The following is a 12,310-nucleotide window of genomic DNA, read 5'->3' on the forward strand; positions in this document are numbered from 1 at the left end:
TCCTTTGAACCAAATCAACTATTTACATAAAAACATATAACAGTGCTGCACCCATATGCGGAAGGGCAAAGATGATGAAAAGAAAAGCCGTATCAAGACGAAACATCCGGTGTTCTTTTGTTTCAGAGTGATAGGCCGCTCGTGCCTCTTCCCCGTTGGTCCATGCACCCATAAGAAATCCAGATGCAACGAACGCAATAATAGAGATTCCACCACTGACGAATCCAATCCATTCATGGTGCTGTAATATGAGCGCCGCACTGCAAATCAACAGCATGGAGCAAACACCAGCAAAAAAAGCATGTTTCTTTCTCATTATGCTTCACTCCTTCAGACAGCTATTAGGAGACCGCATCACATATTTCAATGAAATGTCCATCAGGATCAGACACATAACTGACCGTTTGTCCCCACGGCTTCTTGGCAGGTTCCTTGATGACAGGTACTCCTTTTTCCTTCAAGGATGCAATTGTTTCATTCACATCATCCACAACAAAGCCAATCTCAAACGTTTGTGACGAGCTAACTGCCTCTGGAACAGGCAGACCAAGTGTCTCTTTCACATCTTGGCGTGAATTAATCGATAAGGTCACTTCTCCTGTATCAAACTCAACATAGGATTCAACTCTCAATTTAATCGGGAAACCGAGGATATGATGGTAGAACTGAATACTTGCTTCAACATCGTTTACATATAGAATGGTATATTTCATTTTCATGTGGAAAGCTCCTCTCTTCATATACGTGTCAAAACCGGAAAGGTTTCCCACTCATTTTACCACATAGGCAATAAGATTCATTTAATTCCAAAAAAAACAATATTCCTACCTCAATCGTCTTGAAAAACAAAATGTGGTGACATATGATAAAAATGTAAAATGAGAAAAAATAGGGGGGAACTTACATGTTGAAAAAAATCATGGTGGCTGTCATATCTTTCGGTCTTTTACTTAGCTTTACACAAGTTGACACTCACACAGCGGATGCAAAGACAGTCAAGTACAAAAACTGCAAAGCACTCAACAAAGTGTATAAAGGCGGCGTGGCAAAAAGCAAAAATACGAAAAACAAAGGTGGAAAAACGAAGTACAAGCCTTATGTATCAAAAGCACTTTACTTAAAAAATACACACCTTGACCGTGATAAAGACGGCATTGCGTGTGAACGTTAAGAAGAAGAAAAAAGACCTGTCACAAGGTCTTTTTTCTTTGGGATCAAACTCGTCCCTTTGTGCCATCTTCATCTTTATATTAAAATAAAGATAGATTCAAAAAATGATACAAAGTGGGGTACTCAATTTGTCAACACAAGCTGATAAGAAAGACATCCGATTGATTGCCATTGATATGGATGGCACGCTGTTAAACAGTGAGCACGTCATTCCTGAGGAAAATAAACAAGCCATTAAAGAAGCAGAAGCCAAAGGGGTCCATGTGGTGATTAGCACAGGACGTACGCTGATGACATGCCGAGAGCTGGTCGAGCCGCTGAAACTCTCTTCTTATCTTGTCACAGCGAACGGAAGTGAAATTTGGGATTCAAACTTCCAGTTGATCGAACGGGAACTGCTGCATCCCGATCACGTTCAGATGATGTGGGATCTAAAAAACAGATACGAAACCGATTACTGGGCATCTACTGTGGATAAAGTGTGGAGAGGAGAATTCCCAGAACGCATTCATGACCACGAATGGTTGAAATTTGGTTTTGATATTCATGACGATGCTGTTCGTGAGGAAGTCCTCCATACATTGAAAACAAATGGACAGCTAGAAATCACGAATTCCAGTCCAACCAATATCGAAGTCAATGCAGCAGGAATTAACAAAGCGGCAGCTCTTGCAAAAGTAGCAGAACGCATTGGCTGCACAATGGACAACGTCATGTCACTTGGCGACAGTCTGAATGATATGGCGATGATTCAAGAAGCCGGATTAGGCATTGCAATGGGCAATGCACAAGAAGTTGTGAAAGAAGCGGCTGATTGGATTACAGCTCCTAATACAGAGCACGGGGTAGCAAAAGCCATCCAACATTGGGTGCTGTCTAAATAAACGAGTAGAAAAACAGATTGTTGACAAAGGGCTAAAATGAACTTGATTTTAGCCCTTTGTCTTCTTTTACGTGATAGAAAACCTTATTAAAAACTTACAAAGAAACCAGGTAATACAGGGAATCTATCCCCAAAGGAATCTTCTGCACTTCCTGTTAGAAAAACCTTTCCGCCTTTGTTTTTATTAATATCTACAACACTTGAAAAACCAACCCCGGAAACGCCAAAGCCTCTAATAGGAACATCTCTTTTAAAACCATTTTTATATCTTAACTTTAATTTTCCATGAAAAACCCACGGACCTTTTGCGGCTGGCTTAACACTCCAATAAATATGCCTACGATCGCCAGTTACACTTAATGAAGCCGTTCCACCCGGTCCCCATTGTGTTGTGTTAGTGGAAACTTCCCCGGCTTTCTTTTGTAAAGCAAGTTCGCTTATTGAGGTGTTAGGCAATGTTTTTATAACAGAATCATATTTCCCACCAAAAACGACTTCTGACTCACTTGCTGAAACGGAACTCGAAAAAACAGTTAAAGCTAGAACAGAAACTAAAGCAAGGCTAATCATTTTTTTAACCACTATTTACACTTCCTTACAAATTATTTTTGAGTTATAATTCATAGAAAATCTAGGAGGTAATAAACAAAGATGATTAAACATGCGAATAAATTGAAGACTTTTCTAGACTTAATGGTAAACCCTGAAAAAACTGAAAATGCAATTCAAGACTTCCACACTTCCGGGGGGAAAATTATTTTCCGAGTTGATTATAAAAATGTCGATATTGCTTTAAAAATAGCCAGTTTACTTGGTGAAAACACATCAAATTATAGTATCCAGTTATTTAATTTCCCCGGCACTGATGATATAGATTTTATTCAATTTGCAATATCAGAAATTCATGAGCCCAAGCTGCTAAATTTTTTAGAGGAAATGCCCGAAAAGTGGTCATAGAGCTGCTCGTTTACCATCTAATTCCATTATATTTAATTACAAATGTACATATAAAAGGAATTCAAAACAAGGTGAGTTACCTTGAAATTCCCTTAATTTAGACAATTCCCCTTCAAGTTAACCATGATTCCACTTTTTTTCATATTCATATGTAGACATAAATTGCGGTTTGTTTTCGGTGTGGAATTATTCGGAAAATGATAATATATGTCATTATAGGGAATAGCAAGGAAGGGGTAGGGTCTTATGGAGATAGTTCTATCTTCTCATGTCGGTATGAAAATCAATGAATGGTATTATCATATTCAAAGATTTAACGTACCGGACGCCGAAGCATATAAAGAAGAAATAAAATCTTTGCTCGATGATATGGAAGAAAATCAAGATTTATTATTGTATTTCTCACTCATGGAGTTCCGACATAAATTAATGTTGGATTATTTGAACCCATTGGAAAATGGGAAAGAGCGCGCCAACTTTAGAGAGTTAGCAATGAAAATAAAAAAGGATCAAGAGAAATTAACAGGCTTGCTAGATTATTATTTTAACTTTTTCTACGGCATGTACGAATTTGAAAACTATGAATACCTCAACGCTATTACCTTCTACAAACGAGCAGAAAAAAAGCTATCTCTTGTAAGTGATGATATTGAACGTGCCGAGTTTAATTTCAAGATAGCGGAAATCTATTACCACATGAAACAAAACCACATGTCTATGCACCATATAGCCCAAGCAATAGATTGTTACAAAGAAAAAAACACTTATACTGTTAGGCAGATACAGTGTTCTTTTGTTATTGGATTAAATTATATTGATATGGGTTGCCCCGAAAAAGCAATGCCTCATTTTGAATACGCACTAAAAAAAGCTTCTGACAACTCAACAAAAAGATTACAAGGATCGGCGCTTTATAATATAGGATTAAGTTATTTCCACAATGATGAACTACTAATGGCTATCAAATACTTTAACGAATCAATCCATTCATTTAAAGAACAAGGATACGAACATTTAAATAAAATTCTTGATCCGATGGTTATGTTGACAAAGTCATACTTTAAAACTGATCAAAATGATTTAGGGTTATACGCTTTAAACGAGGGAATAGAATTGGCTGGAAAATTGAAAGACGACATATTTTTAAATACATTCACTCTATTGAGATCATTGTATTTAGAAAACAATGTTAGTCGTTTAAAAGAAGCAATGGCTTATTTGGAGTCAAAATTTCTTTATGCGAATCTTGAAGATTTATCGAAAGATGCGGCGAAGCATTATAATAAGGCAGGAGATAAAGAGCGTGCAAACGAATTTTATGAGAAGATTCTTTATTTCCAACTCCAAATTAAGAGAGGGGATTGTCTTTATGAAATTTAAGTCAGTAGCAGCCGTATTAATTATTGTCAGTGTGTTAGGTGCTTTTAGTTATGTTTCATCTAACGATATCCATAATGAAGCCCAACGGGGACATACAACAAGTATCGGTTATTTTGCTTAATTAAAAAAGCCCTTTTCGGGGCTTCTTTTTTTATTTGAATCTCCATTCCTGCTTCTCCTTATCCCACGCCAGTTCATATCTAGACATAAGGTTTCTAACGGCTTTTCTAATGGACTGTTCGTCTTTTCCTGATCATATTATATATGATCCTGTATAGCTCCCTCTCAAGATCATTCATGAAATCACTACCGTGAACTATTTTATTTGAATATCTTTTTCATTAGCTTGCCGGTTGTTTTACCCCGCAGCACGTCGCATGATACGTTTTCCGATAGTACCCTTTTGAACGGCATTGACGTCACCCAGGTATTTTGATGTCTTATAAAAGAATGATCTTATATTGTTTATGTTCATTTTACGCTCCTTTTACGTCTGTCAATTATTAAAAAACTCCCCCAATACTCCCCCAAATGAATGCTTTTGTCTGCATTTATTTGCAAACGTTTGTTCTTTTTTAATGTTCAAAAAAGGTTGATAGAATAACCTTTTTGAGAATGAGATCGAAAGTATGCAAGAGACACAATCTACTAGTTCTATTGTTATATTTTCTGACAATTTCATGTGCAGTCTATCCAAAGTTGGTATAATCAATATAAATTCGAATATTCGGACTTTCTATTCCGCAATTCGGAACGACAAGGAGGGGTCCTATGTATCAAGTGGATATTAACTGTGATTTGGGAGAAAGTTTTGGTCAATACACCATCGGTTCAGATGAACAAATTCTTGAATATGTTACCTCAGCCAATATTGCATGCGGTTTTCATGCGGGAGATCCAACTGTGATGAGAAAGACGGTGAAAATGGCACTGGATAAAGGGGTTCAAATTGGTGCACATCCAGGTCTGCAAGATTTAGTCGGTTTTGGCAGACGTCCAATCGCTATCTCAGCAGAGGAAGCCTATGATCTTGTGATCTATCAAATTGGTGCACTATCAGCTTTTCTGAAAGCAGAAGGCGGCATGATGCAGCACGTCAAACCACATGGCGCCCTTTACAACATGGCGGCTAAAAATACTGAATTATCTGAATCCATTGCGAAGGCTGTGTATGATATTGATCCTAACCTTGTGTTATTTGCGCTGTCAGGCAGTGAACTTGCGTCAGCAGGGGAAAGAATCGGTCTTCAAGTGGCACATGAAGTTTTTTCTGATCGCACGTATCAACCAGACGGGACACTGACATCCCGCCGTGAACCTCATGCACTTATTGAAGAGGATGAAAGGGCGGTTCAGCAGGTCATCCGTATGGTAAGAGAGGGAAAAGTGCGGACAGTGCAAGGGGAAGATGTTCAGCTCAAAGCAGATACGGTGTGCATCCACGGGGATGGCAGTCACGCGCTTCAATTTGCAAAAACCATTACAGCGAAGCTAAAAGAAGCCACTATTCAACTCAAGGCCTTTCGATAAATCGTCATCAAAGGGGGAAACAGCATGAAAAGAGAGAAAGCCAAACAGATGAAAGCTCCAAAAGGGAACCGTTCTATGCTGATGGGCGCAGCCTTTTTAATGGCAACGTCCGCCATTGGACCGGGATTTTTAACACAAACAACGGTGTTCACACAGCAGCTCGCAGCTAGCTTTGGGTTTGTCATTTTGATTTCCATTTTGCTAGACATTTTTGCGCAAACAAATGTATGGCGTATCATTGCCGTCTCGGAAAAAAGAGGACAGGACATTGCCAATATGGTTCTGCCGGGGCTCGGATATGTGTTAGCCTGTTTGATTGTCATTGGGGGTCTTGCCTTTAATATTGGAAATATCGCTGGTGCGGGTCTCGGTTTTCAGGTCATATTCGGCGTCGATCCCCGCATAGGGGCTGGGGTCAGTGCAGTCATTGCCATTCTCATTTTTGTCATTAAAGAGGCAGGAAAAGCGATGGACCGATTCACACAAATCGCTGGTTTTGTCATGATTGGTCTGATGCTGTATGTGGCTATTTCCACAGCACCTCCAGTTGGAGAAGCGGTCATGAGAACTTTCGTGCCAGAGAAAATTGACATGTTATCGATTGTCACACTTGTCGGCGGAACGGTCGGAGGCTATATCGTTTTTGCTGGTGGTCATCGTCTGCTGGATGCTGGCATTAAGGGGAAGGAAGCATTGCCGCAAGTGACGAAAAGTTCCATTTTCGGTATTTTGATCACATCCGTGATGCGTGTGGCTTTATTTTTAGCCGTTCTAGGAGTTGTCTCAAAAGGCTTACAGATTGATCCGTCGAACCCGCCTGCGTCTGTTTTTCAATTAGCATCTGGAAATGTTGGATATAAAATGTTCGGGATTATTATGTGGGCTGCTGCCATTACCTCAGTCATTGGAGCAGCATACACCTCCGTTTCCTTCTTTAAAACCTTCTCACCAAAAATCGAGAAAAATCAACGAGGCATTATCGTTGGATTCATTGCGCTCTCGACCATTTGTTTTATAACGATTGGAAGACCTGTGAACATATTGATTTTGGTTGGAGCCATCAATGCATTGATCTTGCCGCTTGCACTCGGAACATTGCTGATTGCTGCCTATAAAAAAGAAATTGTCGGTGATTATCGCCATCCATTCTTTTTGACCGCAACAGGTGCGTTTGTTGTTGTCATCATGGCAATCATGGGCGGATATACCATCATGAATGAAATTCCAAAACTATGGAGCTGATCACATGAAAGCATATCAAACCTATAAGCCGTCACAAATAAGGGAATTGATTCGTAAGCAGAAGATCACAGGACCAACGGCTGGCTTTGCTGAGGGATTTGCGCAAGCCAACTTAATGATCGTCAAAAAAGAGCTGGCCTTCGATTTTCTTTTATTTTGTCAGCGGAATCCGGCTTCGTGTCCTTTGCTTGATGTGCTCGACCCAGGTGATCCAGTGCCAAGGCGTTCAGCACCTGATGCCGATATTCGAACGGATTTCCCTAAATACCGTGTTTACAAAAAAGGGGTTCTTCAAGAAGAGATAACAGATATTTCTTCCTATTGGGAGGATGATATGGTGGGCTTTCTCATCGGATGCAGCTTTACGTTTGAGCATGCACTCATGCTGAATGACATTCCTATCCGTCATATTGAAAATGGACATAATGTCCCAATGTATCAAACGAACATTTCATGTGAAAGGGCAGGTGTATTCCATGGTCCGATGGTTGTCAGCATGAGGCCGATCCCAGCGCATCAAGTCACAAGAAGTGTTCAGGTGACGTCTAGATTCCCATCGGTACATGGCGGTCCTATCCATATAGGTGATCCAGCTGTGATTGGCATTGAACATGTAGATCAACCAGACTTTGGAGAACCATCTGTGATCAAAGAAGAGGAAGTTCCGGTGTTTTGGGCATGTGGTGTGACGCCGCAAGCCATCGTCATGCACACTAAGCCAGACATTGCGATCACCCATGCACCCGGTCATATGTTTATTACAGATGTAAGAGATCAAAAGCTCGGTGTCCTGTAGAAAGAGAGGTGTCATAAGAGTGGCATTTTCAACGATAAAAGATACGATCACGTTCCACCCGCTAGGAGACGCAGCCATTGTCATCCAAGCCGGGACTGACATAAGTGAAGACATTCATGAGCGTGTGAAGCAGCTGTTTTCATGTATTGAACAGCATCCATTTGAAGGATATGTGGAAGCTGTTCAAGCTTTTACAAACGTGACCGTCTTTTATGAGCCCTATAAGGTGTATCAATCTGCTCAGCTTAAGCAACGTGCGATCTCTCCGTATGAATGGGTCAAAGACTATATTGAAAACCTCCTTGAAGACAACTGGCAGGAGGGGAATCAGGCAAAGCGCCGGATCGTCGACATTCCTGTATGTTATGGAGGAGAGCTCGGTCCTGACTTAGAAGAAGTCGCCCATATCAATGATTTGACGCCTGAAGAAGTTGTACGCATTCACACATCCGGGACGTATCTTGTCTATATGATTGGGTTTGCTCCTGGGTTCCCGTTTTTAGGCGGACTTTCTGAAAAAATTGCAGCTCCGCGCAGACAAACACCAAGAATGTCGATTCCAAAAGGATCTGTGGGTATTGCAGGGAAGCAGACAGGGGTTTATCCGATATCTACACCCGGAGGCTGGCAGCTCATTGGACAAACCCCTTTGTCCTTATTTCGGCCGAATGCTGAGAGACCTAGTCTACTAAAGGCAGGGGACGAGGTTCGATTTGTTCAACTGTCTGAAAAGGAATTTTTCAGCATGAAGGAGGAAGATCGTTGAGTATGCATGTCATCAAGCCAGGAATGTTCACCACCATTCAAGATAAAGGGAGAATAGGTTATCAGAAGTACGGTGTGTTAACGAGCGGCGGCATGGACCCGCTCTCGCTCCGAATCGCCAACATCCTCACCGGGAATCAAGAAAACGAAGCGGTGCTGGAAATCACTTTAATGGGGCCCGGCCCAGTGTTGACATGTCAGAAGGATCAGCTGATTGCCTTGACCGGTGCTGATGTGGAGATTGAGATTGACGGCGAACAAGCGCCTCTATGGAAACCACTCTTCATTCGAGCAGGAAGCACGATCACCTTTGGCCCTTGTAAGAGGGGATGCCGCTCCTACCTCGCTGTAGCCGGTGGATTTGATGTTGAGCCGGTGATGAAAAGTAAAAGTACGTATGTCAGAGCGAAGATAGGCGGGATAGAAGGGCGTCCGCTAGAAAAAGGAGACGTCCTGCCAATGGGAGAACCGTCACCACTGGCGGAGAGCCTCGTTCACATGTTAAAAAGCAAAGGGGAACGTGCGCCAGACTGGACAGTCAATCATGCGCATTTTTTGCCTCTCGGGAAATCACCAGTCATTCGGGTGCTGGCAGGCAGACATCTATCTCATTTTCAGGAAGAATCGCAACAAGCTTTTTTCGAACGGTCTTATCAGGTCACTCCCCAATCTGATCGTATGGGATGCAGATTGAAAGGGGAACCGATTCGTTTAAAGCAAAAACTTGAATTGATTTCAGAAGCGGTTGCTTTTGGCTCTATTCAAATTCCTCCTGACGGCCAGCCGATTATTCTGCTCGCAGATCGTCAAACGACAGGTGGATATCCCCGTATTGGTGAGGTGGCAACAGTCGATTTGCCGCTCATTGCGCAGGCGATGCCTGGAGCGAATCTCACGTTTCAACAAATTGGCCGCCAAGAAGCAGAGCAAGCCTTATTCACACAAGAAGCAGAGATGAAGGACCTGACGGCAAGATTAAAACTCGAAGCATTTTCATTTTAGAAAAGGTGAGAAACATGCAGAACACAAATAAAACTGTTGTGAAATCAATGGAAATATTACGGCTTTTTATCACACACGAACAATTAACGTTAAATGACATGATTGAGCTCTCGAGCATGCCCAAAACATCTGTACACCGAATGGCCAACTCGTTAGCCGATATGGGGTTATTAGAAAAGCATCCTTCAGGTGTTTACCGATTAGGATTGATGTTCCTTGAATACGGTCAGCTTGTCGCAGACCGCCTCGATATCCGTAGAATTGCAAGGCCCTTTATGGAAAACTTGCGTGATGAGGTAGGTGAGGCTGTTCAGCTCATTATTCGTGAAGGAGATGAAGCCATTTATGTGGAGAAAATGGAAGGAACGCAGCCTGTCCGGCTCTATACCGCTGTCGGAAGAAGATCCCCATTATATGCGGGAGCTTGTGCGAGAAGTATTCTTTCCTTTTTGCCAGAGGAAGAGAGACTTGCCTATATTGATTCGGTAGAGCTCGGGAAAATCGGGATCGGAACCATTACCGATAAAGATGTCCTGCGAAACATGATCGAAGAATCAAACAGGCGTGGATATACGTTAAGCTATTCAGAGCTTGAAAACTATACTGCGGCTATTGGAGCGCCCATTTTCAATCATCACGGAGAAGTGGCAGCAGGCATTAGTATTGCAGGGTTTGAAGCTGGCTATCAAAAGGAACGGCTTCCTTATTTAATTGAGCAGGTCAAAAAAGCGGCCAGCGGCATTTCAAAAGAATTAGGTTTTGCATCTGAACAAATAAAAAGCCAATGACCGTTAAGATCATTGGCTTTTTGCGTGTTCATGATTAGAAAGTTTTACCTAAAGCTTTTGCACGTTCGATCGCATCTGCTTTAATTTGTTCTGCTTTTGCAGGCTCAGCATTGTGACCTTCAACAATAAGACCTTCGAAAGAAGGGATACCGAAGAAGTTTGCAATTGTTCCAAGGTAACGGTGACCTGCTTCAAGTTCAGCAGCAGGACCTTCAGTGTAGTATCCGCCACGTGCTTGGATGTGTAGCGCTTTTTTGTCTGTTAGTAATCCAACAGGACCTTGCTCAGTGTATTTGAATGTTTTACCAGCTACAGCAACAGAGTCGATGTATGCTTTAAGAACTGGTGGGAATGAGAAGTTCCAAAGTGGTGAAACAAATACGTATTTGTCAGCAGAAACGAATTGATCGCTTAATTCGTTTAGGCGAGCAACTTTCGCTTGCTCTTCAGCTGAAAGTGTATCGAAGCCAGCACCAGATTGAAGCTTGCCCCATCCAGCGAATACATCTGCATCAATGTGAGGAATGTTTTCTTTGTACAAATCGATATGTACAACCTCGTCACTTGGATTTGCTTCCTTATAAGATTCGATAAATGCTTTAGCAGTAGCCATACTGTAAGAAACTGTTTCATCATGCGGATGTGCAGTGATGTATAAAACTTTTGCCATGTTCATTCAATCCTTCCTGTTTCAATGATTTTTTTAGCGTATCCCAAAGATACACTGAATATGTGGCATCTTTAATCATATTGGAATGCTATGAAAAAGATGTAACAAGCACAGTTACATAAAAACTGATATTTTCATTGTAATCACTATATAGTTTGAAGTCAAGGTATAAAGTCTTGAAATCAAGATAAAAAGTTTGTAAATTTTTCTGAAACGCTTCAAGTCCGCGATTTAAGCAAAAAACCCTACTTCCATTGAACAAAAAATGGATCGATATCGCAAGTAAAGTGTTTGTAAATGCGCTCATCCTGCGTTTTTGAAAAAAAGGTGGATGCCTTTAAGCCATCTGCTACAAGCATTTGCTCTTCTTTTTCGTATATATAAGAGAAGGTAGGAGAGAGTGAGGGATAAGAGTGGGACGATCCTATGTTGCGATTGGAGATTCCTTAACGGTTGGGGTGGGGGCACGTTTATTTGGCGGCGGTTTTACGGAGCGATATGCGGCGAAGCTTGAAAAGAAGCTACATATACCGGTGAAACTGTCCGTATTTGCGAAATCAGGGTTAACAACGGAAGAGATCTTGCAGCTTTTTCAGCGGTCTGATGTAAGACGGGCGATTGCTCATGCTGACGTCATCACCATCACAGGCTGCGGGAATGATCTTGTTCAAGCTGTTCTGCAGTATGAAAAAGGTGAAGATGAAAAGACACTGCTGCAAGCGTCTATGCATTGTCAGGCGAATTTTAGCAAAATGGTTCAAGAAATCGCTCTGATAAAAAGAGGGCAGCATCAACCATACTGCGTATATTTATTGAATTTATATAATCCTTTTCCTGAGATTCCGATCGCCGAGAGATGGCTGAAGCAATACAACCATCACCTTCGCCAGCTTGCTACGAATCCACATGTAGAAGTGGTGGATATTTACGGTGTATTTGAAGGTCATCAAAGCGCATACTTATCGATTGATCAATTTCATCCGAACCACAAAGGATATGAAGCAATGGCAGAAGCGCTGTTTCAACAATCCGCTAAGCAACTGTGATCCCGCGGGATTACAGTTTTTTTCATTCTTTTAAATGAAGGGCTGTTTCGATATGATAAAAGAAACTAAGACAAAAGAGGT

At 41.5% G+C, this 12,310-nt stretch carries 16 protein-coding genes; 12 read left to right on the top strand and 4 right to left on the bottom strand.

Annotation, left to right across the window (positions count from 1 at the left end):
• Positions 1-22: 22 nt before the first annotated feature.
• Together M2353_RS01870 and M2353_RS01875 are read right to left on the bottom strand one after the other, a co-directional pair.
• Positions 23-316 (bottom strand): DUF5316 family protein, encoded by a 294-nt coding sequence (locus M2353_RS01870; protein ID WP_017358499.1) that lies wholly within the window; start codon positions 314-316, stop codon positions 23-25.
• Between the two features lie 25 nt (positions 317-341).
• Positions 342-719: a VOC family protein gene (locus tag M2353_RS01875; RefSeq protein WP_284724831.1), complete on the bottom strand. Its 378-nt coding sequence runs from the start codon at positions 717-719 to the stop codon at positions 342-344.
• A 188-nt stretch (positions 720-907) separates the two neighbouring features.
• On the opposite strand from M2353_RS01875, the gene M2353_RS01880 reads away from it, so the two are divergent.
• Together M2353_RS01880 and M2353_RS01885 are read left to right on the top strand one after the other, a co-directional pair.
• Positions 908-1,171, top strand: coding sequence for an excalibur calcium-binding domain-containing protein (locus tag M2353_RS01880; RefSeq protein ID WP_024720214.1), 264 nt, complete (start codon positions 908-910; stop codon positions 1,169-1,171).
• A gap of 103 nt (positions 1,172-1,274) precedes the next feature.
• Positions 1,275-2,054 (top strand): Cof-type HAD-IIB family hydrolase, encoded by a 780-nt coding sequence (locus M2353_RS01885; protein WP_370539173.1) that lies wholly within the window; start codon positions 1,275-1,277, stop codon positions 2,052-2,054.
• Positions 2,055-2,140: 86 nt separating this feature from the next.
• Here M2353_RS01885 and M2353_RS01890 read toward each other — a convergent pair whose 3' ends face one another.
• Positions 2,141-2,635, bottom strand: a complete 495-nt coding sequence (locus M2353_RS01890; RefSeq protein WP_284724832.1) for a hypothetical protein — start codon at positions 2,633-2,635, stop codon at positions 2,141-2,143.
• 69 nt (positions 2,636-2,704) lie between these two features.
• Between M2353_RS01890 and M2353_RS01895 the strand changes: the two genes are divergently transcribed.
• The 9 genes from M2353_RS01895 (at position 2,705) to M2353_RS01935 (ending at position 10,513) form a co-directional block, all read left to right on the top strand.
• Positions 2,705-3,010: a hypothetical protein gene (locus M2353_RS01895; protein ID WP_024720216.1), complete on the top strand. Its 306-nt coding sequence runs from the start codon at positions 2,705-2,707 to the stop codon at positions 3,008-3,010.
• Between the two features lie 246 nt (positions 3,011-3,256).
• Positions 3,257-4,390, top strand: coding sequence for a response regulator aspartate phosphatase (locus M2353_RS01900; protein WP_039166178.1), 1,134 nt, complete (start codon positions 3,257-3,259; stop codon positions 4,388-4,390).
• Positions 4,380-4,511 carry a hypothetical protein gene (locus tag M2353_RS01905; protein ID WP_255816864.1) on the top strand — a complete coding sequence of 44 codons (132 nt, stop codon included), beginning with the start codon at positions 4,380-4,382 and terminating at the stop codon, positions 4,509-4,511. The genes M2353_RS01900 and M2353_RS01905 overlap by 11 nt, the downstream gene beginning before the upstream one ends.
• Positions 4,512-5,161: 650 nt before the next feature.
• On the top strand, positions 5,162-5,920 hold the full coding sequence (locus tag M2353_RS01910) for a LamB/YcsF family protein (RefSeq protein WP_007498099.1): 759 nt from the start codon (positions 5,162-5,164) through the stop codon (positions 5,918-5,920).
• A 24-nt stretch (positions 5,921-5,944) separates the two neighbouring features.
• Complete coding sequence (locus tag M2353_RS01915; protein ID WP_007498097.1) at positions 5,945-7,162, top strand: NRAMP family divalent metal transporter; 1,218 nt, start codon at positions 5,945-5,947, stop codon at positions 7,160-7,162.
• 4 nt (positions 7,163-7,166) lie between these two features.
• The gene (locus M2353_RS01920; RefSeq protein WP_284724833.1) at positions 7,167-7,958 is read left to right on the top strand and encodes a putative hydro-lyase; all 792 of its coding nucleotides are present in this window, start codon (positions 7,167-7,169) and stop codon (positions 7,956-7,958) included.
• A gap of 19 nt (positions 7,959-7,977) precedes the next feature.
• The gene (gene pxpB / locus M2353_RS01925) at positions 7,978-8,724 is read left to right on the top strand and encodes a 5-oxoprolinase subunit PxpB (protein WP_284724834.1); all 747 of its coding nucleotides are present in this window, start codon (positions 7,978-7,980) and stop codon (positions 8,722-8,724) included.
• Positions 8,721-9,725, top strand: coding sequence for a 5-oxoprolinase subunit C family protein (locus M2353_RS01930; protein ID WP_284724835.1), 1,005 nt, complete (start codon positions 8,721-8,723; stop codon positions 9,723-9,725). The genes pxpB and M2353_RS01930 overlap by 4 nt, the downstream gene beginning before the upstream one ends.
• A 14-nt stretch (positions 9,726-9,739) precedes the next feature.
• The gene (locus M2353_RS01935) at positions 9,740-10,513 is read left to right on the top strand and encodes an IclR family transcriptional regulator (protein WP_007498093.1); all 774 of its coding nucleotides are present in this window, start codon (positions 9,740-9,742) and stop codon (positions 10,511-10,513) included.
• Between the two features lie 34 nt (positions 10,514-10,547).
• On the opposite strand, the gene M2353_RS01940 is transcribed toward M2353_RS01935, so the two are convergent.
• A complete protein-coding gene (locus M2353_RS01940; protein WP_024720223.1) occupies positions 10,548-11,183 on the bottom strand; it encodes an FMN-dependent NADH-azoreductase in 636 nt (211 codons plus the stop codon).
• A gap of 413 nt (positions 11,184-11,596) precedes the next feature.
• Here M2353_RS01940 and M2353_RS01945 point away from each other — a divergent pair, with 413 nt between their 5' ends.
• Entirely contained in the window at positions 11,597-12,229 is a 633-nt protein-coding gene (locus M2353_RS01945; protein ID WP_284724836.1) for a GDSL-type esterase/lipase family protein, read from the top strand.
• The last annotated feature ends 81 nt before the right edge of the window (positions 12,230-12,310 follow it).

Source organism: Bacillus aerius (genome assembly GCF_029894105.1).
Classification (GTDB): Bacteria; Bacillota; Bacilli; order Bacillales; family Bacillaceae; genus Bacillus; species Bacillus altitudinis.

What these genes read in the sequence shown, in the direction of transcription:
- M2353_RS01940 (WP_024720223.1), bottom strand. Translation starts at nt 11,183, where the DNA reads ATGGCAAAAGTTTTATACATCACTGCACATCCGCATGATGAAACAGTT.
- M2353_RS01895 (WP_024720216.1), top strand. Translation starts at nt 2,705, where the DNA reads ATGATTAAACATGCGAATAAATTGAAGACTTTTCTAGACTTAATGGTA.
- M2353_RS01915 (WP_007498097.1), top strand. Translation starts at nt 5,945, where the DNA reads ATGAAAAGAGAGAAAGCCAAACAGATGAAAGCTCCAAAAGGGAACCGT.
- M2353_RS01920 (WP_284724833.1), top strand. Translation starts at nt 7,167, where the DNA reads ATGAAAGCATATCAAACCTATAAGCCGTCACAAATAAGGGAATTGATT.
- M2353_RS01905 (WP_255816864.1), top strand. Translation starts at nt 4,380, where the DNA reads ATGAAATTTAAGTCAGTAGCAGCCGTATTAATTATTGTCAGTGTGTTA.
- M2353_RS01935 (WP_007498093.1), top strand. Translation starts at nt 9,740, where the DNA reads ATGCAGAACACAAATAAAACTGTTGTGAAATCAATGGAAATATTACGG.
- M2353_RS01910 (WP_007498099.1), top strand. Translation starts at nt 5,162, where the DNA reads ATGTATCAAGTGGATATTAACTGTGATTTGGGAGAAAGTTTTGGTCAA.
- M2353_RS01885 (WP_370539173.1), top strand. Translation starts at nt 1,275, where the DNA reads ATGATACAAAGTGGGGTACTCAATTTGTCAACACAAGCTGATAAGAAA.
- M2353_RS01870 (WP_017358499.1), bottom strand. Translation starts at nt 316, where the DNA reads ATGAGAAAGAAACATGCTTTTTTTGCTGGTGTTTGCTCCATGCTGTTG.
- M2353_RS01900 (WP_039166178.1), top strand. Translation starts at nt 3,257, where the DNA reads ATGGAGATAGTTCTATCTTCTCATGTCGGTATGAAAATCAATGAATGG.
- M2353_RS01875 (WP_284724831.1), bottom strand. Translation starts at nt 719, where the DNA reads ATGAAAATGAAATATACCATTCTATATGTAAACGATGTTGAAGCAAGT.